The organism is Methylobacterium sp. J-030 (assembly GCF_022829545.1).
In the GTDB taxonomy this organism is placed as follows: domain Bacteria; phylum Pseudomonadota; class Alphaproteobacteria; order Rhizobiales; family Beijerinckiaceae; genus Methylobacterium.
In genome coordinates this window covers 41,218-60,609 of the sequence record NZ_JAKSYM010000322.1, presented here as the reverse complement: position 1 = coordinate 60,609, position 19,392 = coordinate 41,218, and the positions used below count along the sequence as shown (strand labels likewise).

General features: G+C 66.5%; 16 protein-coding genes. 6 read left to right on the top strand and 10 right to left on the bottom strand.

Annotated elements, in window-relative coordinates; all coding sequences use genetic code 11:
* Window positions 1–173: 173 nt before the first annotated feature.
* Both MKK75_RS25205 and MKK75_RS25200 read right to left on the bottom strand, forming a co-directional pair.
* The gene (locus tag MKK75_RS25205; RefSeq protein WP_244045237.1) at window positions 174–758 is read right to left on the bottom strand and encodes a methyltransferase domain-containing protein; all 585 of its coding nucleotides are present in this window, start codon (window positions 756–758) and stop codon (window positions 174–176) included.
* A gap of 6 nt (window positions 759–764) precedes the next feature.
* The gene (locus MKK75_RS25200; RefSeq protein WP_244045236.1) at window positions 765–1,682 is read right to left on the bottom strand and encodes a glycosyltransferase; all 918 of its coding nucleotides are present in this window, start codon (window positions 1,680–1,682) and stop codon (window positions 765–767) included.
* A 484-nt stretch (window positions 1,683–2,166) separates the two neighbouring features.
* Here MKK75_RS25200 and MKK75_RS25195 point away from each other — a divergent pair, with 484 nt between their 5' ends.
* A complete protein-coding gene (locus MKK75_RS25195) occupies window positions 2,167–2,709 on the top strand; it encodes a methyltransferase domain-containing protein (RefSeq protein WP_244045235.1) in 543 nt (180 codons plus the stop codon).
* 692 nt (window positions 2,710–3,401) lie between these two features.
* Here MKK75_RS25195 and MKK75_RS25190 read toward each other — a convergent pair.
* From MKK75_RS25190 to MKK75_RS25170, 5 genes are all read right to left on the bottom strand, one after another.
* On the bottom strand, window positions 3,402–3,941 hold the full coding sequence (locus MKK75_RS25190; protein ID WP_244045234.1) for a hypothetical protein: 540 nt from the start codon (window positions 3,939–3,941) through the stop codon (window positions 3,402–3,404).
* 156 nt (window positions 3,942–4,097) lie between these two features.
* Window positions 4,098–4,682: an SIS domain-containing protein gene (locus tag MKK75_RS25185; protein WP_244045233.1), complete on the bottom strand. Its 585-nt coding sequence runs from the start codon at window positions 4,680–4,682 to the stop codon at window positions 4,098–4,100.
* 264 nt (window positions 4,683–4,946) lie between these two features.
* Window positions 4,947–5,945 (bottom strand): GHMP kinase, encoded by a 999-nt coding sequence (locus MKK75_RS25180; protein ID WP_244045232.1) that lies wholly within the window; start codon window positions 5,943–5,945, stop codon window positions 4,947–4,949.
* A gap of 18 nt (window positions 5,946–5,963) precedes the next feature.
* On the bottom strand, window positions 5,964–7,862 hold the full coding sequence (locus MKK75_RS25175; RefSeq protein WP_244045231.1) for an HAD-IIIA family hydrolase: 1,899 nt from the start codon (window positions 7,860–7,862) through the stop codon (window positions 5,964–5,966).
* A 10-nt stretch (window positions 7,863–7,872) separates the two neighbouring features.
* Complete coding sequence (locus MKK75_RS25170) at window positions 7,873–8,844, bottom strand: NAD-dependent epimerase/dehydratase family protein (protein ID WP_244045230.1); 972 nt, start codon at window positions 8,842–8,844, stop codon at window positions 7,873–7,875.
* A 425-nt stretch (window positions 8,845–9,269) separates the two neighbouring features.
* On the opposite strand from MKK75_RS25170, the gene MKK75_RS25165 reads away from it, so the two are divergent.
* The gene (locus tag MKK75_RS25165; RefSeq protein WP_244045229.1) at window positions 9,270–10,175 is read left to right on the top strand and encodes an outer membrane protein; all 906 of its coding nucleotides are present in this window, start codon (window positions 9,270–9,272) and stop codon (window positions 10,173–10,175) included.
* Window positions 10,176–10,216: 41 nt separating this feature from the next.
* A complete protein-coding gene (locus tag MKK75_RS25160; RefSeq protein WP_244045228.1) occupies window positions 10,217–10,459 on the top strand; it encodes a hypothetical protein in 243 nt (80 codons plus the stop codon).
* 425 nt (window positions 10,460–10,884) lie between these two features.
* Here the strand turns inward: MKK75_RS25160 and MKK75_RS25155 are convergent, their stop codons facing one another.
* Window positions 10,885–11,433, bottom strand: coding sequence for an HNH endonuclease (locus tag MKK75_RS25155; RefSeq protein ID WP_160536565.1), 549 nt, complete (start codon window positions 11,431–11,433; stop codon window positions 10,885–10,887).
* A gap of 534 nt (window positions 11,434–11,967) precedes the next feature.
* On the opposite strand from MKK75_RS25155, the gene MKK75_RS25150 reads away from it, so the two are divergent.
* Together MKK75_RS25150 and MKK75_RS25145 are read left to right on the top strand one after the other, a co-directional pair.
* Entirely contained in the window at window positions 11,968–14,682 is a 2,715-nt protein-coding gene (locus tag MKK75_RS25150) for a DUF3772 domain-containing protein (RefSeq protein ID WP_244045227.1), read from the top strand.
* Between the two features lie 96 nt (window positions 14,683–14,778).
* Entirely contained in the window at window positions 14,779–15,276 is a 498-nt protein-coding gene (locus MKK75_RS25145) for a CAP domain-containing protein (RefSeq protein ID WP_244045226.1), read from the top strand.
* A gap of 7 nt (window positions 15,277–15,283) precedes the next feature.
* On the opposite strand, the gene MKK75_RS25140 is transcribed toward MKK75_RS25145, so the two are convergent.
* Both MKK75_RS25140 and MKK75_RS25135 read right to left on the bottom strand, forming a co-directional pair.
* Window positions 15,284–16,117, bottom strand: coding sequence for a flagellar motor protein MotB (locus MKK75_RS25140; RefSeq protein ID WP_244045225.1), 834 nt, complete (start codon window positions 16,115–16,117; stop codon window positions 15,284–15,286).
* A gap of 1 nt (window position 16,118) precedes the next feature.
* Window positions 16,119–16,892 carry a motility protein A gene (locus MKK75_RS25135; protein WP_244045224.1) on the bottom strand — a complete coding sequence of 258 codons (774 nt, stop codon included), beginning with the start codon at window positions 16,890–16,892 and terminating at the stop codon, window positions 16,119–16,121.
* Between the two features lie 283 nt (window positions 16,893–17,175).
* Between MKK75_RS25135 and MKK75_RS25130 the strand changes: the two genes are divergently transcribed.
* Complete coding sequence (locus MKK75_RS25130; protein WP_244045265.1) at window positions 17,176–18,951, top strand: glucan ABC transporter ATP-binding protein/ permease; 1,776 nt, start codon at window positions 17,176–17,178, stop codon at window positions 18,949–18,951.
* Window positions 18,952–19,392 lie beyond the last annotated feature (441 nt).

Below are 19,392 nucleotides of genomic sequence, written 5' to 3'. Positions count from 1 at the left end.
CGGCGGAGAGCGCGTCAGACCAGATGCTTGGAGCCGCGCCCGATCGCACTGCGACCGGGCGCGGCTTTTTGTGATCGTGCGGTGCCATTGCTGGGGCGGTCGTCCCTCCGCGGGTGTCGCAAAAGGCTGCGGGATTGCAGGGCCTGCACGCGGCGAACCGACCTGCGGGCAGCCTATCGGCGCACGAAGAGCAAACCAGTCCTTGCAAGGTATGCCGCGCCTTCCGCTTCGGCGAGCTTGCGGATCCGGTTGGTGTCCGCCACCACGCAGTCGTACCCAGCCTGATTGATGACGTTGAGCCAGTAGCTCGTGTCATTGCAGTTGACGTGGTGATAACCGTGCTGCCCGGGCACAGCATGGGTCATGAGGATGATCTTGCCGCAGGTAAGCGAGCGCACGAAATAGTCGAGGTGGCGCTCTTCCACATGCTCGGCTACTTCCTGACACCACGTCAAATCGACGTGACAGGCGAACGGCCCCTTTGTGAAGTCGGTCTGGACGACCGGATAGACGTTGTGAGTAATGTTGCGCGTCAGTCCATCGCAGGCGATCGCGATCACCCCCTGGCGATGAAACTGGGCGGCGACATGCCCCTGGCCCGAGCCGAGATCAAGCATCGAGCGCAACGCGAAGCGCTCGGTGACGTATCTGACGACCGATGGGGCAAAGGAATAGGGGTCGCCGTGATTGGCGTTGCCGCCGAGATGCGGTGTCTCGGCAACTTCAATGGAAGCAACACCTGCATATTCAAGAGTCATGAGCGGTCAGGCTTTCGCAAGAGTATAGCTGAATCGCGGTGAGTAGTGGGGGTTCTGAGACTGCGTGGCGCGGGCCTCTTGCATCCAAGCGATTTCTTCTGCGAATGCACCGAGTGCGAGCCCGAGCCGACGCAACTCGGTGGTGTCACTCGGTTCCGGCAGTCGATCCTGCCAGTATTGGAAGAAATCCTTGCCTCCGCTCGCCGCAAGCTGCGCGAAATAGGCACCTGTGACCACAGCGTACATGTCCTTGACGTGTTCCGCTTCGGGTGTGTTCGCCTTGCGGCCGTGGTCGTGATACACCTTGGGTCCGCGCAGCATCACGCCCGTGTACCCGGCCTGCGAGGCAAGGTGTGCCGTCATGGCATCGTTGCTATCGATCGGGCCGACTTTGCGGACGCCACCCGTCGCGGCGAGGACTTCGCGCAGGAAGAACATGTTGGCCCCCTGGATAAACCCGGGGCTGATGAAGCTGCGCGGCCGCAGGATCGCTCCTTCCTCTTTGAAAGACCACCATTCCGTGTGTGCGACGCCCCAGTCGTAGTCCCGTGAGGCCCTTCCGATCTCGCCGCTGCCATATTGGAAGACTTTGGGATCGAATTTATCGTGGAGAATTGTCAGGTAATTTTCGTCCATGTAACAATCATCATCAGTGAATACGATAAGATCCCCGTCGCTCATACTGATGCCAACGTTCTGGGCGTGGACGAAACCCGGATCCGAAGCCATTGCCCATTTGACCGGAAACGAAACGGTGTCACCGTACTGCTTGAAGACTGCGGCGGTCGCGTCATCGGGGGCCGACCCGACCAGAATCAACTCGGCGCCAAAATCCTGCATCGGCTTCACGGGTAGGCGTCGGAGAGTCACCGCGAGCTGTGCGGCCCGTTTGTAGGATGCGATGATGATCGATGTCTTCAGCATCACATTAGTTCCAGAAAGCGTTCACCGCGTGTGGATTTCGAATAAATGTGTCAAACATTTCGAACAGATGCTGCATATCAAATGATGTATCGCACAATTCAATTTGCAGCCGGGAGTATCTTGCATGTTGGAAAGAAAACTTCAAGCCTGTGACGATCACAGAAAAAGTTGCGAGGTTTTATTGGCGGTGCTATGAAGAATGGAATTGTGATTCGCGCAAATAATACGTCTATAATATTTAGAATTTTCATTGTTCGGGAAGGAATGTTTGTAAATAAGTTTATGTCTCAAGACGTGCTATAAAAATGAGGTATGAAAACTGCGGCTTACGACCGAAGACTTGGATCCGAGAGATCCTCCGGAAATTTCAACTCCCGAAGCGGAGTTCATGGCCGCCCGAGTCGTAGGCGTCGCAGCGCCAGACCGGGGGCTGAGCGTAACCGCACCGACAACTTGAATTCCGCTTGATAGCTTGGGGAACAAAATGACAGATTGGTCAAGAGTGATCATGAATTTATGCAATAGTGAAGTGGTCAAACGCCTACCTCATTCGCAATTGAATGCCCTGGAACTCTCCGGCAATTATTGGCAAACGTTTCCTTGGAAGTCCTTCAAAGCTTTACATTACCCGCAGTTCGATATCTGTTTCGATGTCGATGGTTCAAATACATACGACGTGATATTCGCTGAACAGGTCTTCGAGCATCTGAAATATCCGTATCGCGCAGCTCGAAATGTATGGCGCATGCTTAAACCAGGCGGTTTGTTTATCATTACGACCCCGTTTCTCGTGAAAATCCATGGGCACCCTTTGAATTGTTCGCGATGGACATCGACGGGCATGAAATATTTTCTGGAAGAAGCAGGGTTTGATCCCGAAACGATTATTGCCGACAGTTGGGGTAATCGCGAGTGCGTCGTCGCGAACTTCGATCGATGGGTCACCTTCTCTCACGGTATGAATCTGGACAACGAAGCTGATTTCCCCGTTGTCGTTTGGGCTCTGGCCCGCAAGTCGGCGGCGTAGCTGCGGCGGCCTGCGGCGAACCGAGGTGATCGATTCCGGAGCAAGATGCCCGGGGGGCGAGAACTGCGATGCGGTTGTGAGTCGTTCTCGGACCGCTTCACCGGAACCGCTACGGTGCGCGATGTGTCATCCTCCCGTGCCGCCGTGAAGGGCAGGTGACTCCCCCCGTTCAGGTCGTCGTGCTGGGCTCGATCATCGGCCCGACTTGGCACCGGACGCGTGTCGACGGGCGCATACGAAGCCGGTACACCCGTCCGGCTCCGATGAGAGACGGCGCGACCGCTGTTCTACGCGCCCTATACGCCGCGCAGGCGACGACCTGTGGGATGCATCAGACGCCATCCTTGAGCGGACCCCACTGGGAGCCGAGCGGGTTCAAAGGCTCGCCGATCCCGCATGGAAGGAGCTGCAAATCTGATCGCGGCTTCTGATGGGATGCTAAGCAGACTTGCGTTGGCAGGCCCAGGCTTCATCCGCTTCGCTCCTCGATCTGTCGCAGGTCTTCGTCGCAAAACCGGTGACCACTTCAGCGAAACCTGCTTAGCCGCCCATGCCAAGGGTCGATCGACCAGGGGGAATCGTTTCCTCCTGGCACGCGCCGGCGCATCCGATGCGGCCGCCACGGCGGTTTTCCTTCGATCCTCTGCGACCCAAGCCGCGAAGGGGAGCGGAAATCCGGCTTTCGATCCGATTCATGCGCGCGTCTGACAATAAAGGTGCGCATCGTGCGGGCGGGCCATGCGACGGCGAGCGATGCTTCGTTCCTCAAATGGCTGCAGGCCGTATCGTGTCTCGGTGAATCCGGCTGTATTCAGGGCCTGATCAAGTTTCTCTCGGTACCATCCGGACTTGTGCTCATCGCCCGGCCAGCGCTGCCAGCCGTATAGAGTGCAGAAAACGTGATCGATGGAGAACGGGATCGGCTTTCCGTCGAAATGGTCGACGACGTATCGACACCAGACCGGAATATCCGGGACGTCGAACAGGAAAATGCCGCCCGGCTCCAGCAACCTGCGTACCTTGTCGAGCGTCATGCTGAATTGCTGGTAGGTCAGATATTCCATCAAGCCGAGCGCAATGACTTCCTTCATGGAATGATCCGGAAGATCGATGTCCCAAGGATTTCCTACGATATCGACGCCGTCAAACGGGTTGATGTCATTGTGCAGATATCCCGGAGTTTGGTTGACTCCACATCCAAGCTCGAGCCTGTCCAGATGTTTTTCGGTCAAAACCTGCTCCTCCTCAGCACATTTGAAGCGCGAATCCCGGCAAACGATACGGTGTATCCCCAGAGCGAGCGGTCCCGCGCGAAACCGAATCCGTCAGCAAGGCGTCCATCCGCGCCTGTGCCTGAAATTGCCCGCGCGTCGCGGCCACGAACGACCTCAACCGTCGGCCCGGCAGAGCGCCTGCATGACGATGTGTCCGAAGATGGCGTGGACATCTTCGGCGATCTGCATGTCGTTGACCTCCACCCAGACGACATGCTTGGCCAGCGGCTTCACCTTGCCCCCGGAATAGCCGACCAGGCCGAGCGTCTCGCAGCCGAGCGCGTTGGCGTAGCGCACCGCACGAACGACATTCTCCGAATTGCCGCTGCCCGAGATCGCCACCACGAGATCCTGGGGCGTTGCGATGTTGCGGAGCTGCTCGACGAACACGTCGGCGTAGGAGACGTCGTTCGCGTAGGCCGTCACGATGCCCATGTTGTCGATCAGGCTCCGACCGCGGAAGGGTCGCCGCGTGGCCTCGAACACGCCCTTGCTCCAGTCGGTCGCGAAGTGGAGCGCCGTGATGGCGCTGCCGCCGTTGCCGAGCGTGATGATCTGGCCCCCCGCATGCCAGACGTCGCGGATGACCGTGATCGCGCGATCGATGTCCCGCGCGTTCAGCGCCCCCAGTATCGTCGTCAGGCGCCCGAGATAATCGGATGCGAAGGAACACGTGGGCGCGGCGTCGTGCTGGATCATCCAACAAGTCCTGTTCGGCAGAGAGGGCCGGCCAGAAAGCAAGGCTCCGCAGAACGCACGGCTTGATTCCCGGGCGCACAGATTCGAGCACCCGCCAGCTCAAGAAAGCTTTAGAGCCTCAAGCGTCCACAAATCAACCGCTTCGTTTCGGACGAAGAACGAGAATGTCAAATCAATGTCGCTCAGTTATCAGTCGATTTTGAACGGATTGCGCATCAATAAGCTCTGAGACTGCCATATTAATCCTCCATTATCTGAGTTATATCATGAAGCATAGACATTTGGATTGTAGAAAATGATCCGGCTGCCGAGCTGTTCGAAGCCGAAGCGGACCGGCCGCAGGTGGCTCAGCGCGTCCGTGATCGCCGGGTGCCGATCCTCGGGCGCGTAGAACATCAGGAAGCCCCCGGAGCCGGCACCGAGGATCTTCCCTCCGATGGCCCCGGCCTGCTTCCCCAGCGCGTACCACGCGTCGATCTCCGTCGAGCTGACGCCGCTGCTGAGCGTCTTCTTCAGGTTCCAGTTGTCGTCCAGGATCTCTCCGAAGGAATCGAGGCTGCCGCGCTGCAGCTCGTCCCGCAGATGATAGGCGAGTTCGACCATGCGAATCAGCGCCCCGCGCTTGGCCTGGTCGCTCGCCACGGCCTGCGCCTGCGCCTTGAGGATGCCGGAGGCGCTGCGGGTGATGCCGGTGTAGAACACGATGATGCGGCGCTCGAGGGCTCGGCGTTGCGTCGCCGGCATGATGACCGGCGACACGTGCACGCTGTCGTCGGCCTTGAACTCGATGAGGTTCAAGCCGCCGTAGGCGGCCGCATACTGATCCTGCTTGCCGATCGGCTCACCGCAGCGCTCGATCTCGATCTCCGAACTCAGGCGCCCCAGATCGTCGGGCGAGATGTGCCGTCCGAGATAGGCGCTGACCGCGTTCAGAAGACCGACCGTGAACGTGCTCGACGAGCCGAGGCCGGTTCCCCGCGACGGGATGTCGGCGATCGTCGTGATCTCGACCCCGCCGGTGACGTTGAGGCACGCGAAGGCCGCGCGCACGAGCCGGTGCTCGATCTGATCGACCGACTCGACCTCCTCCGTCTTCGAGTAGGCGAGGCGGATGCCGCCGTCGAACTTGCGATTGATGTTGACGTACACGTACTTGTCGATCGCGGTGCTCAGGACCGCGCCCCCGTGCCGGCGGTAGAAGTCCGGCAGGTCGCTGCCGCCGCCGACGAAGCTCATGCGCAGGGGGGTTCGGCTGATGATCATGACGGCCCGGTCGCGGAGTCAGGGGAAGCAGTGATCGAGGGCGAGCCGCAGGCCGGCGCCGCGGCCCGCCCGCTCGACGAGCGGAAACTCGTCGCGCTGGCGTGCCTCGTAGACGGCGGCAGCCTCGTCGCGGCCGGCGAGCCCGCGGTCCATCAGGTCGGCGATCACGCGCGCCTGGCGGCCAGCCTCGTCGGTGCCGAGGTGGATCGTCAGCACGCGGCGGCCTGTCCGGAGGGGCAGCATCAGGGCCGGCATGCCTTCGAGGATCGCCACGGTCTCGGCCCGCAGGCGGAGCGATTCCCCGGGACAGCGCAGGCGCCGCCGCCTGTCGTAATCGGGCAGGTCGATCGCGGTCGCGCCGCCCTTGAGCCAGGGATCCAGGGCGGCGGCGGCGGCTTCGACATCGAAACGGCCGAGCACCCCCTCGGTCCGCTCCGCCTCCGGCCTGATCCAGGCATCGAGCGGCAGCACGGCGGCGTCGCGGCCGGCACGGCGCAGCGCGTGCGCCAGCACCGCGGCGACCGTCGACTTGCCCGCGCGGGCCGGGCCGCCGATGCAGATCAGATCCCCCGGCCGCACCCCGTCCATGAGGGGGGCCGTTTCCGCCACGAGCCGGGGATGGATGTCGAGGACGAACGCGGCGGCGGCGGCGATGTCGGGTACGGTGAAGTCCGGACGGACACGGTACTTGCCGTCGCGCCCGCCCGCACCGGTCAGGACGAGGATCGACCGGACGCCGGCATTGCGGGCTGCCAGGAGATCGCTCGTGCTGTCGCCGATCATCCACGAGCGCGCGAGGTCGGCGTTCAGATCCCGGGCGGCCTGGAGGATCAGCCCCGGCTCCGGCTTGCGGCACGCGCAGGCGACCTTCAGCGCGCGGACCTCGCCCGGGAAGCCGGCGTCCGGGTGATGGGGGCAGACGTAGAGGCGGTCGACATAGGCGCCGGCTTCGCCCAGCGCCATGTCGAGCTTGGCGTGGATCGCGCGCAGGCCCTCCATCGAGCATTCCCCGCGCGCGATCACGGGCTGGTTGGTCACCACGGCGATCCGGTACTCGGCCGCGTTGAAGCGCCGCGCCGCTTCCGCCGCGCCGGGCAGGAGGACGAGATCCTCCGGCCGGCGCACGTAATCCCGCAAGACGTTGAGGGTGCCGTCCCGGTCGAGGAAGACGCAGGCCTGCGGCGTGCGGTGGCGCGCGCGCGCCACCACGCCGCTCCGGAGGTGCGCGCACGCCGCGTCGAGCCGCTTGGGCGTCCCGAGGTCCTTGATGTATTCGAAGCTGTTGAAGCCCTGGAGGAACGCCCCCCGCTCCAGCAGGGCGGGAAACAGATCCTGCCCGAAGTCGGCCGGCGTCGGGAAGTCCCGCCAACCCTCCAGGGCCCGCTTCTCGACGACGTAGAAGGCGGCGTTGACGAGGTTGGGCCGCAGCGCGCCGGGCGGGTGCGGCTTGGGCAGGAAGGCGGTGATGCGGCCGTCCTGCACCGCGACCAGATCCGAGTCGAAGGGATGGTCGTTGGGGTGGAGGAACAGCGTCGCGTCGGCCCCGGCTTCCGCGTGCGCCGCCAGGAAACGGTCGATGTCGATGTTGAAGAGCGTGTCGCCGTAAACGACCAGGAAGCGGTCCGCGAGCCGATCCAGGCAGGCCAGTACGGCGCCGGCGGTGCCCCGCGGCGCGCCGTCGTCCACGAGCGCGAGCCGGGCGAGGCCGAAATTCTCCCGCGCCGCGCAGAATGCCGCGATCTGGTCGGCCGCGTGGTTGACGAGGAGGACGACCGCGTCGACCCCGTAATCCCGCAGGGTGCCGATCTGGCGCTCCAGGAGGGGAACGCCCGCGACATCGACGAGCGGCTTCGGCCGGCCCTGGAGCCGTTCGGCCAGGCGCGTGCCCTTGCCCCCGGCGAGAATGACCGCCTGCATCGCGGGCGCCTCAGCCGCGGCCGCGTTCTTGCGCGGCGATCTGGTCGACCGCTCGCCGCACGGCCCCGATCGAGTCGTGGCGCGGCCGCCAGCCCAGGGCGGCGAGCCGGTCCGTCGCGTAGCGGAAGCGCGGCACGTCGCCCACCCAGCCGCGTCCGCCGGTCCCGTAGCGGATCTCGGCATCGGGCGCGACGCGGTCGCGCACCGTCTCGGCGATCGCGCGCACCGTGACCCCCTGATCGGGCGGCCCGACGTTGAAGACGTTGTACCGGCCCTGCGCATGGGCGGCGATGAAGAGCATCGCGTCGACGAGTTCCTCGACGTGCAGGTACGCCTTCCTCTGCGTGCCGTCGCCGAGGACGTCGAGGGTGTGGGGCGTGGCCTGGAGCTTGTCGACGAAGTCGACGATGACGCCGTGCGTTGCCGGCACGCCGACGACGTTCGGGAAGCGGACGACGTTGGCCTTGGGCAGGAAGGCCTCCACCGCGGCGCGGATCTGCGCCTCGGAGGCGAGCTTCATGGCGCCGTAGTTCGAGATCGGCTCCAGCGGCCCGATATCCTCGTGGATCGCGGTCTCGCCGTGGTCCCCGTAGATCGCCGAGCTCGACGCGAAGTGCAGCGTGGGAATCGCGAATTCGCGCATCAGGACCAGCGTGTTGAACGTGGTCATGAACGTCCGCTGGAGGTCGATCCGCGGATCCGCGATGCCGGCCGGGATGTCGGAATTGGCAGCCAGGTGCCAGACGGCGGCGATGTCGCCGTCGCCGACGGCGTCGCGCAGCGCAGTCCGGAAGGCCTGAAGATCCGCACAATCGACGATCGCGGAACGGAAGCGCGGTCGACCCTGAAACGGCGCCCAGAAATCCGGCCGTCCGCGCGACAGATCGTCCAGGACGAATACGGTTTCTCCGAGGTCGATGAGCCGATGAATTAGATTACTTGCAATAAAGCCAGCGCCGCCCGTCAAAACATGAAGAGTCATATCTTCTATTCCTCGAGGTCGATCCGCATTGATTCGTTCGACCGGACGCAACTTCAGAATCAGATCGGTCCGATGTTCACATGACATCATACACACACCGTACCGACGGCGGCCACTTACTGGCAAACGGTGACGGACTCAACGGGCGGCATGGATAACGCGGCCGGTGCGGGTCCCGATCGGACGCGGACGGTGCGAAGGCGCCTCAAGGCCGTCCGCATGTCGGGGCCGCCCTGCGGGCCCGGGACGCCGCCGGAGACACGTCGGAGGTTGATCGATGTAAGCCGAGAGATCGCCGACACTACCACCCGAGCAGAATTGGGACCTGGAAACTCGTATCGGGCAACGGACGGTTAAGGTTACTCGACTATCACGGTGTCGAGGCTCGATCCGCCGCTTATCACGTCAGTTCCAGGACGATCCCGATGCGTACCGTCACCTTGCCGCTGCTGGCGGTTCTCGGCTTCTGCGGTCTCGACACCGCCCGGGCCGCCGACCTGGATTACGATTACCTGCGCGGGGCCGAGTACGACCCGGTTCCGGCGCCCATCCGGGTGATCGACTGGAGCGGCGTCTATGTCGGCGGCCATGGCGGCTACACCTCGGCGACGCTGGGCAGCAAGGGCGCGCTGCAGCCCCTGATCTATCGGGATTCGCACAACACGACGGGCGAGTCCGACTTCAGCGCCTCGACCCTGCTCAGCCCGGGATCGAAGCGGGTCGGTGACGTGAGCTTCGGCGCCTTCGCGGGCTATAACGTCCAGTTCGATCAGTTCGTCTTTGGTGTGGAGGCCGATTACACGTATTTCGGCCGGATGGGCGTGTCGAACGACAGCCTCGGCCGCAGCCAGACCACGGCCGCCGGCGTGTACGAGGTCGTGAACCTGAGCGGATCCACCGCCACCCGGGTCAACGATTACGGCACGCTGCGTGCACGGATCGGATACGCGTTCGAGAACTTCATGCCCTACGTGACCGGCGGCGTTGCCGTCGGACGGGCGCGCATCGCCGATTCGACCGCCTACCAGAATTACGGGTTCAATCTGAACGCCTACAACGCCACCCTGTCCGGGACGCCGACCGCCGTGAACAGCTTCGGCTACGCGAGCTTCGATCAGAGCGCGCCCTACAGCGGCACGCCGGGCACCTCGCTTCAACAGCAGTCGCGGACAAAGGTCGTCGCCGGCGTGGCGGGCGGCGTCGGCATCGAGTACGCGATCACCCCGAACATCCTGCTGCGCGCCGAGTACCAGTACGTCCTGTTCAGCGACTTCGACGGCCACAAGGTCAACCTGAACACCGTCCGCGCCGGCGCGGCCGTCAAGTTCTGATGCTGCAGATGCCGGTTCTGGTTACCGGCGGGAGCCTGTCCATGCGTGGTCGCCGCCGTCTCGCGCTCGCCGCGGCCCTGCTCGCCGCGGGGCCCGTCCTGGCCTCCCCCGCCAACTGCCCCGGGGACCGGCCCGAGCGGCGCGTCATCCGCCACAGGGTTTTGGTGCGGCCCGTCCCGGTCGCGCCGGTCGTCCTCCCGCCCGTGCTGGTGCGGGACTACCTGCCGCGCAACCACGCCGTCCCGATGTACAACGTGCCGCCCCGCGCCGCGCCGGCTTGGTGAGGCGGTCGCCGATCCCGGTTCCGCGCGTCGATCAGGCTGCATCGTAATCGACCACGGCGACCTCGGGCTCCGGCCCGTAGCCGCCCTGCTTCCCCCTCCCGGCGAGGATGGCCGGCGGCCATGGGAACGCGATCCCCGGCCTCTGCGCCGCGTAACAGCTGGCGTCGCGGGTCCCGAATGCGGCGTTCGAGAGGTTCTACAGGTTCGTGGCGATGACGTTGTGCGCCAACCGGGGAGGCGTCATCATCACGGGAACCCCTTCGATCAGGTCCCGGCGCTCGTGATCTGGCCGTTCGGCCTGGAAGGCGCGGAACGCCGTCCCCGACCTGCGGGGCTCGCTCCGATGGCGAGAGGCATGCTGGGCTCCTCCTCACGTGGGGCCGGGAGCTTCGTCGTGTCGAGGACCTGCTGCGGGCAGGCCCGCTTCAGCTCTCCAGCTCGCTGTCCCAGTACAGGTAGTCGAGCCACGTGTGGTGATACTGCCGGTGGTCGAACTCGGGCTGCCGGTGGTGCAGTTCGTAGCGGGTCGGCCGGCGGGGGGCGTTCATCAGCGGCATGTCGGCCTCGTCCGGCGTCCGGTTGGCCTTGCGCAGGTTGCAGGGCGAGCAGGCCGCCACGACGTTCTCCCAGCTCGACAGGCCGCCCCGGGAGCGCGGCACGACGTGGTCGAAGGTCAGGCCGCCCGAGGGCAGCCGCAGGCCGCAATACTGGCAGCTGAACCCGTCCCGCAGGTAGATGTTGTAGCGGGTGAAGGCCGGGCTGCGGGCGAGCGCCACGTAGTTCTTCAGCGCTACCACGCTCGGCACCCGCAGCGACCGCGACGGCGAGCGCGCCTCGACATCGTAGCTCGCCACCAGGGTGACCCGGTCGAGGAACAGGGCCGTGAACGCGTCCTTCCACGACCACAGGGAGAGCGGATTGTAGGAGAGCGGCCGATAATCCGCGTTGAGGACGAGGGTTTGGAGATCCATCATCGGCGCGACTCTTCGGACTCTTGCGTGCGCGGATAACGCGCGGGACCACGCCGGCGCCCCACCGGCCCGTCCGATCCGGCCCGAGGCCGATCGAGAGCGGGCCGACATGCAGGGCACCGGCTTGGCGGGAGAGGCGGAGGGAGCAACAGGGCGGCGGGCCGGCGCGCAGGGGCGCCAGTCGAGGCGGTCGGATCCGGAACGCGGCCGGGCCAAGCCGGCGCGATCACCGGCCGTGCCCTTTCGCGTGAAGACGAAAAGGCCCTGTCCATCAGGTGTTCATCTAATCCCAGCGTGACACCCTTGTGAAGCTTTTCCGGGCGGGCCGAGGGACGCACCCACAGGACGCACGCGCAGGCTGTCTCGCCGGGCCGGAAAGCAACCGGATCGGGTGCAGGGTGGGCAGGGGCACGGTTTCGCCCTATTGCTCCCCCAGAGCGCCGGGCCGCCAGGAGGCCCGCCCGGTCCCCAATCGCCGCCGATTCGCCGATGCCGGACGACGACCGGACGTCCGGCGCGCCCGACGAGAGGTCGCCCATGACTCGTACGCCAGCGCGTACCCCCAGGCCGGATGGCGGCGCGCGCCCGTCCCGCCTGCCCGCCCTCCTCGCCGCCCTGATGCTGAGTCTCTCGACGGCCGCATGCGGGCCGGCCTTCGCGCAAGCTCCGGCCCCGGGACCCGCGCAAGCGCCCGCCCAGGCACCGGCCGGCAAGGCGACGGCCAAGCCGACGGACGCCAAGCCGACGGACGCCAAGCCCGCCGAGGCCAAACCCGCCGAGGCCAAGCCGGCCGACGCGAGACCCGCCCCGGTGCAGACGGAACTCCCGGAACAATTCAAGGCGGTGCGGGCCAAGCTCGACGCCGCCAAGGCCGAGCTCGACGCCCGCGAGAAGCAGCTCGGGCATACCGACCTGACGGTGGCCGACCTCACCGCCATCCGCGACAGTGCCGCCACGGTCACCGACGAGATCCGCGCCCTGGTCACGCGGCTCGACGCACCGCTCGAGGCCGCCCGCGAGCGGCTGACGCAGCTCGGGCCGAAGCCCAAGGACACCCAGGAGAGCGCCGAGGTCGCCGAGCAGCGCGCCGAGCGCGAGGCCGCCGTCACCCGGATCGACGAGACCCAGCGGCTGGCCCGCTCCCTGGTGGTGCAGGGCGACCAGATCGTCGACCGCGTCTCGAACCGCCGCCGCGAATCCTTCACCCGCGACCTGTTCCAGCGCTCGCAGCCGCTGATCGGCCCCGGCCTCTGGACCAAGGTGATGGCCGACATCCCCCGGGACACGCGCGCCCTGCAGAGCGCGCTGTCCGACATCGGCCTGCTGTTTTCCCGCAACGGCAGCCTCGCCAACCTGCTGTTCCTGGGGCTGGCCTTCGGGATCTCGGTGGCGCTGTATTTCGGGCGGCGCAACATCGCCCCCCGAGGCGCCCACCGGGACGCGGGCAAGACCGATCCGTCGCGGCGGGCGCGGCTGCTCGCCGCGTGGCGGGTGATCCTGCTCGGGACGGTGCCGGCGGTGGCGGGCTCCTACGCGGTCTACTACGCGCTCGACGCCACCAACCTCCTGCCGTCCCGGCTCCTGCCGGTGGCGGCCGCGATCTCCGGGGGGCTCGCCTTTATCGCCTTCGTGGAGGCGCTCTGCGACGGGCTGCTCAGCCCGGAAAAACCCGCGTGGCGTCCCGCCCCCGTGAGCGACGAGGCAGCCGCGCGCCTCACGCGGCTGGCGGTCGGCATCGCCACGGTGGTGACGATCGTGAAGTCCGTGGAGGCCCTGAATTCCGGGATCTCGGCCGCCCTGCCGATCTCCATCGCCACACGCGGCCTCGGCGCGGTGGCGACCGCGCTGATCCTGGCGATCGGCCTGCACCGCTTCGCCGATACCGAGCAGGAGGAGGAGGCCTGCTTCGGCCCCTACGTGCCGACCAAGACCACCACGGGCATCGGCGGGCCGGCCCGGCTCCTCGGCTGGGCCGCGGTGGCGGTGATCGGGCTCGGCGCGCTGGTGGGCTACGTCGCCTTCGCGACCTTCCTGATCGACCAGCTGACCTGGGCCGCGGGCGTCCTGGTGCTGCTGTACCTGCTGGTCCAGAGCGTCGACGTGTTCGTCGGGAAGGCGCTCGCCGGCGAGACGCGGCTCGCCACCGCGCTCCAGGCCAATACCGGCCTGCGCAAGCGCTCGCTGAACCAGATCTCGGTCCTGGCGACCGGCGCCGCCCGGGTCGTGCTATTCCTGACGGCCGCCCTGCTGGTGCTGGCCCCCTGGGGGCTCGATTCCACCGACATCGTGTCGTCGGTCCGGCAGGCCTTCTTCGGCTTCAAGGTCGGGGACGTGACGATCTCGCTGTCGAGCATCGCGCTGGGGATCGGCATCCTGGTGGTCGGCGTGTTCATCACCAAGGGCATCCAGCGCTGGCTGGAGAACACCTACCTGCCGGCCACCGACCTCGACGCCGGCCTGCGCAACTCGATCACCACGGTGGCGGGCTATTGCGGCTTCCTGCTCGCCCTGGCGCTCGCCTTCTCGTATCTCGGCCTGAGCCTCGAAAAACTCACCCTGGTGGCCGGTGCGCTCTCGGTCGGTATCGGTTTCGGCCTGCAATCGATCGTCAACAACTTCGTCTCGGGCCTGCTGCTCCTGTGGGAGCGCCCGATCCGGGTCGGCGACCAGGTGGTGATCGGCGATTCCGAGGGCATCGTGAAGCGGATCTCGGTGCGCTCCACCGAGATCCAGACCTTCGACCGCTCGGCCGTGATCGTGCCGAACTCGAACCTGATCTCCGGGGTGGTCAAGAACCGGGTGCGGGGCGACCGCTCGGGGCGGGTGAGCATCACGGTCAGCGTCCTGCGCAACCAGGACCCGGTCCGGGCCGCCGAGATGATCACGGCCTGCGCGCAGGCCCATGCCGACGTTCTGCGGGATCCGGCACCCCGGGTGGTGTTCAAGAAGATCGGCGATCCGTTCCTCGAATTCGAGCTGCTGGTCTGGATCACCGACGTCAGCCTCGGCCAGAAGGTGCTGACCGACCTGAACTTTTCCGTGTTCGCGACCCTGTCGCAGGCGGGCTTCATCCCGCCGCTCGGCCCCGGCGCCAGCATCGTGACCGTGCAGGGCCTCGACGCGATGCAGAGCGCCATGGGCGAGATCGCGAGCCGGTTCGGACTGGGAGCGCCGGCCGGGGCACCCGCCGCCGAGGCCGGGGAGGGGGCTCGGGCCCAGCGGGACCGCGCGCTGCGAAGCGCGGGGGGCTGAGGGGGCGGATGCGGATCCGCCGAACCCTGCCTATATGGCTCAGGCATCCGAGCCGGATGCCGCAGCAGGGACCTTGAGACCGTGGGCGGACGAAGCGTGAGACGAAGCCTGCGGCCGGCGCTCTGCGTCCCGGTCCTGGCGGCCCTCCTCGGGGCCTGCGCCGCCCAGGCGCCGGCCTCCTCGGCGCTGCCGAGCATCTACCTGCCGCTCGCCAACACCAGCGCGCATATCGATGTCGAGGCGGCCCGCGACATGATCTCGTCCTATCGCCGCAACCGCGGCGCGGCACCGCTCGCGGTCGATCCGGAGCTGCAGCGGCTGGCCGAGGCCGAGGCGGCGTCGATGGCGCTGGCCGACCGGCCGAGCCGGGCGCAGACCGTCAAGGCCGCGGTGGAGCGGCTCGGCTACGCGGACGTGAACGCCAACCTCTCGGCGGGCTACCATACCCTGGCCGAGGCCTTCTCGGGCTGGCGCGAGAGCGCCCCGCACGACGCCACCATGCTCGACCCGAAGGCGACCAGGATGGGCATCGCCACCGCCTACGCGCCGGGCTCGAAGTACAAGGTCTACTGGGCGCTGCTCACCGCCAAGTAGGCCGCCCCTACGGCAGCCCCCTCACGTTCGGCACCGGCGGCGCCTCCTTGAGCAGCGTCACCGTCACCCGCCGGTTGGCCGGCAGGTAGGGGTTGTCGGGGAACATCGGCTCGGTGTCGGCCTTGCCGGTGACCGCGGCGAACCGGTCGTCCGGGACCCCGGACCGCGCCAGAATCTCCCGGACGCTGATCGCGCGTCCGGCCGACAGCTCCCAGGGCGGGGCCGCCGGGCGCTGGCCGGGCCGGTCGGTGGCGGTGAAGCCCGTGACGGCGATGCGGTTCGGCATGCGGCGCAATGCCGGGCCGAGCTTCTCCAGCAGGCGCCGCGTGCGGTCGTTGGGCCGGGTCGAGCCATCTGGGAACATCGAGCGCCCGTCCTGGTCGACGATCGACATGTCGAGCCCCCGCTCGGTCCGGGCGATGACGATGTTCTTCGACAATTCGGCGAAGTCCGGCATGCTCTGCAGGGCCTGCCGCAGGGAGGTCGCCGCGAGGCCGAAATGCTCCGGCTCGCCGATGTCGGTCGGGCCGAACGCGCTGCTCGTCTCGAGCCGCGGCGGCGTGGTCCGGTCGGTGGCCTCGTCCGGTGGAATGTCGCGCAGGTTCTTCACGTGCTCGGCGGCCGGGAGACCCTCCGACTCGATGATGCCGGCGAACTTCGAGTCCTTGTTGACGCCGAAGGCGTCGCGCATCGAGCCCGCCACCAACTGCATCTTCTTCTGGTCCTGCGTGGAATACGCCGCGACCATCACGAAGAAGCTCATCAGGAGCGCCATCAGGTCGGCGAAGGTGACGAACCAGCCGTGGCCGCCATGCGCGCCGCCGCGCTTCCGCCTGGCCATCTCAGGCGGCTTCTTCCATCAGCGCCTCGCGATGGGTGTGCGGCAGATAGGCGACCAGCATCTCGCGCACCAGGGTCGGGCTCTTCTGATCGCGGATCATCAGGATGCCGTCGATGATCAGGGAGCGCGACACGTCCTCCTCCTCGAGCTTCACGTGCAGCTTGTCGGCGAGCGGCAGGGTGATCAGGTTGGCGATCACGGCGCCGTACAGGGTGGCGAGCAGCGCGGTCGCCATGGCGGGGCCGAGTTTGGAGGGGTCGGACATGTTGGCGAACATCGCCACCATGCCGAGGATGGTGCCGATCATGCCCCAGGCCGGCGCGCAGTCGCCGTAGGCGCGGTAGACCTTCGAGCCCTCGTCGAGATGCATCAGGAAGTTGTCGCGGTCCCGCTCCATCGTGTCGCGGATGAACTCGCGGTCGTAGCCGTCGGCGATGTAGCGCGCTCCTTGAGCCAGGAACGGGTCGGAGATCTCCATGTTCTCCAGCGCGATGGGCCCGTTCCTGCGCACCATTTCGGCGATCCTGGTGATCTCCTCGATCAGCGTCTGCGGCTTCACCGAGCGCATCATGAAGGCGTAGCGCAGGCCCATCGGCAGGCCGTGCAGGATCACCGAGAACGGGAAGCGGATCATCGTGGCCGCGGTCGCGCCGCCGAACACCACCACCACGGCGTGCTCCGACGCGTAGGCGCCGAAATGCCCGCCATCGAGCATGATCAGCCCGACCACGACGCCGAGGCCCGAGAGTAGGCCGAGTGCGGTTGCGAGATCCATGAGGCGGGCGCCCGATGCCGAATCGTCAAGAGAAACCGGAACCCTGCTCCGAAAACGGCCCGATAGGCCAAAGGGTTGGGAAACCTTGCTGAACGAACGGTAAAAAGGTCATTTCGACCCTGTGTCGGCCCGTCATCGCGCGTTCAGGCAGAGCCTGGCATACCCCTGTCGTACGAAGGGTTTGGCGGCAGGGACGGCGACGCCGCCGGCCGGGCGAATCTCCTTAAGATCGGCGCAGGACCCGGGTCACACGGGCCGCGCCAGGGGTGGCGGAGCGGTCGTGATGGTTCGTCTGTACGGGCGGGTCCTGGGTTTCCTGAAGGCGGAGCGGCGGCTCGCCATCGGCTTGGCGTTGACCAACGTCGTGCTGGCGGTCGCGGCCTTCGCCGAGCCCCTGCTGATGGGCCGGATCATCGATCAGCTGAGCCATCTCAAGCGCGGCGGCGACGCCATGGGCACGATGCTGCCGCTGCTCGCCGCCTGGGTGGCGTTCGGCTTCTTCACCATCGCGGCGGGCGTGTTCATCGCGCTGCACGCCGACCGGCTGGCCCACCGCAACCGGCTGTCGTCGATGGCGGGCTACTTCGAGCACGTGCTGGACCTGCCGCTCGCCTTCCACTCGGCCAACCATTCCGGCCGCGTCCTGAAGGCGATGCTGGAGGGCACGAACGGCATGGCGTGGCTGTGGCTCGGCTTCTTCCGCGACCATCTGGTCGCCCTGGTGTCGCTCGGCGTGCTCCTGCCGATGACGCTGTTCATCAACTGGCAGCTCGGCGCGATCCTGGTGGTGCTGGTGCTGGCGTTTACGGCGCTGACCACCTTCGTGATGCGCCGGACCGAGGCGCTCCAGGGGCAGGTCGAGGAATTCAATTCGGGCCTCGCCGCCCACGCCTCGGACGCGCTCGGCAACGTCGCGGTGATCCAGTCCTTCACCCGCGCCAAGGCCGAGAAGGAGGCGATGCGCGGCATCATCACCAACCTGCTCGCCGCGCAGATCCCGGTCCTGTCCTGGTGGGCGCTCGCCAACGTGGCGACCCGGGCGTCTGCGACCATCACCATGACGGCGATCTTCGTCACCGGCATCTGGCTCTATCAGGCCGGCACCACCACGGTGGGCGAGGTCGTGGCCTTCATGAGCCTCGCCACCGCCTTCGTGGCCCGGCTCGACCATGTGGTCGGCTTCGTTAACGGTCTGTTTCAGCAGGCGCCGAAGATCGCGGAGTTCTTCGAGATCTACGACACCGTCCCGGCGGTGGCCGACCGGCCGCATGCCCGACAGGTCGCCCGCTTCGAGGGCGCGGTGACCTTCGAGGACGTGACCTTCTCGTATGACGGCCAGCGTCGGGCGCTCGACGGCGTGTCGTTCACGGCGCGCCCCGGCGAGACGATCGCGCTGGTCGGCACCACGGGCTCCGGCAAGTCGACGACGCTCGGCCTCCTGCACCGCAGCTTCGATCCGGCCTCGGGCGCGATCCGCATCGACGACATCGACGTCCGCGACATCGGCCTCGCGAGCCTGCGGCACAATATCGGCGTGGTGTTCCAGGAGCCGATGCTGTTCGCCCGCTCGATCCGCGAGAACCTGCAGGTCGGCCGCCCCGACGCCACGGATGCCGAGATGCTCGACGCCCTGGAGCGGGCGCAGGCCAGCGCCTTCCTGGCGCGCCAGCCCAACGGGCTCGACACGGTGATCGGCGAGCGCGGCCGGTCGCTCTCGGGCGGCGAGCGCCAGCGGCTCTCGATCGCCCGGGCGCTGCTGAAGAACCCGCCGATCCTGATCCTCGACGAGGCGACCTCGGCGCTGGACGCCGCCACCGAGCGCAAGCTCCAGGGGGCTCTGGAGGCGGTGATGGAGGGGCGGACCACCTTCGTGATCGCCCACCGCCTTGCCACGATCCGCGACGCCGACCGGATCCTGGTGTTCCACGAGGGCCGGATCGTCGAGGCCGGCACCTTCGACGACCTGGTGGCCGAGGGCGGCCGCTTCGCCGAACTCGCCCGGGCGCAGTTCATGGCGACCGAGGCGGAGGCCGAGGAGGGGCTGCCGCTCGCGGCGTGAGGCGCGCGATCACCGCGCTCGGTCGGGACGGGTTCCCGAAGGGCTGAGCCCAGCCGTTTCACGGTGTCGTCGGACGAGCCGGGCATCACCGGTCGGTCGGTACGGCAGGTCGAAGCGACCACGCGCCCTCCCTCGCAGAGGGGGGAGGGTGACACGCGGGAATGGCATCGACTCGGATGGATGAACATCGCAGCCACATGGGGAAGTGGAAAATCGTGTTCCCTGTCATCAGGTCATGACCACACGCGGTGATCCCCGCCCCCAGCCCGGACACCGTGAAACGGCTGCGGCCGGAGCCCTTTCGTGAATCGCCGGGGCGAAGGTCTGGGGGGAATTTAATGCTTCGGTTGATTCCTCAGACGTAGTATCAACCTGACATACGAAGGTATCGAATGATTCCAATCATAATCTTTTAGATCCGTCTCGATCAAGGATTGAAGA

Excerpts from the sequence above, each read along its gene's own strand:
- MKK75_RS25205 (WP_244045237.1), bottom strand. The coding sequence starts at position 758 with ATGACTCTTGAATATGCAGGTGTTGCTTCCATTGAAGTTGCCGAGACA.
- MKK75_RS25200 (WP_244045236.1), bottom strand. The coding sequence starts at position 1,682 with ATGCTGAAGACATCGATCATCATCGCATCCTACAAACGGGCCGCACAG.
- MKK75_RS25195 (WP_244045235.1), top strand. The coding sequence starts at position 2,167 with ATGACAGATTGGTCAAGAGTGATCATGAATTTATGCAATAGTGAAGTG.
- MKK75_RS25185 (WP_244045233.1), bottom strand. The coding sequence starts at position 4,682 with ATGATCCAGCACGACGCCGCGCCCACGTGTTCCTTCGCATCCGATTAT.
- MKK75_RS25180 (WP_244045232.1), bottom strand. The coding sequence starts at position 5,945 with ATGATCATCAGCCGAACCCCCCTGCGCATGAGCTTCGTCGGCGGCGGC.
- MKK75_RS25175 (WP_244045231.1), bottom strand. The coding sequence starts at position 7,862 with ATGCAGGCGGTCATTCTCGCCGGGGGCAAGGGCACGCGCCTGGCCGAA.
- MKK75_RS25170 (WP_244045230.1), bottom strand. The coding sequence starts at position 8,844 with ATGACTCTTCATGTTTTGACGGGCGGCGCTGGCTTTATTGCAAGTAAT.
- MKK75_RS25165 (WP_244045229.1), top strand. The coding sequence starts at position 9,270 with ATGCGTACCGTCACCTTGCCGCTGCTGGCGGTTCTCGGCTTCTGCGGT.
- MKK75_RS25160 (WP_244045228.1), top strand. The coding sequence starts at position 10,217 with ATGCGTGGTCGCCGCCGTCTCGCGCTCGCCGCGGCCCTGCTCGCCGCG.
- MKK75_RS25155 (WP_160536565.1), bottom strand. The coding sequence starts at position 11,433 with ATGATGGATCTCCAAACCCTCGTCCTCAACGCGGATTATCGGCCGCTC.
- MKK75_RS25150 (WP_244045227.1), top strand. The coding sequence starts at position 11,968 with ATGACTCGTACGCCAGCGCGTACCCCCAGGCCGGATGGCGGCGCGCGC.
- MKK75_RS25140 (WP_244045225.1), bottom strand. The coding sequence starts at position 16,117 with ATGGCCAGGCGGAAGCGCGGCGGCGCGCATGGCGGCCACGGCTGGTTC.
- MKK75_RS25135 (WP_244045224.1), bottom strand. The coding sequence starts at position 16,892 with ATGGATCTCGCAACCGCACTCGGCCTACTCTCGGGCCTCGGCGTCGTG.
- MKK75_RS25130 (WP_244045265.1), top strand. The coding sequence starts at position 17,176 with ATGGTTCGTCTGTACGGGCGGGTCCTGGGTTTCCTGAAGGCGGAGCGG.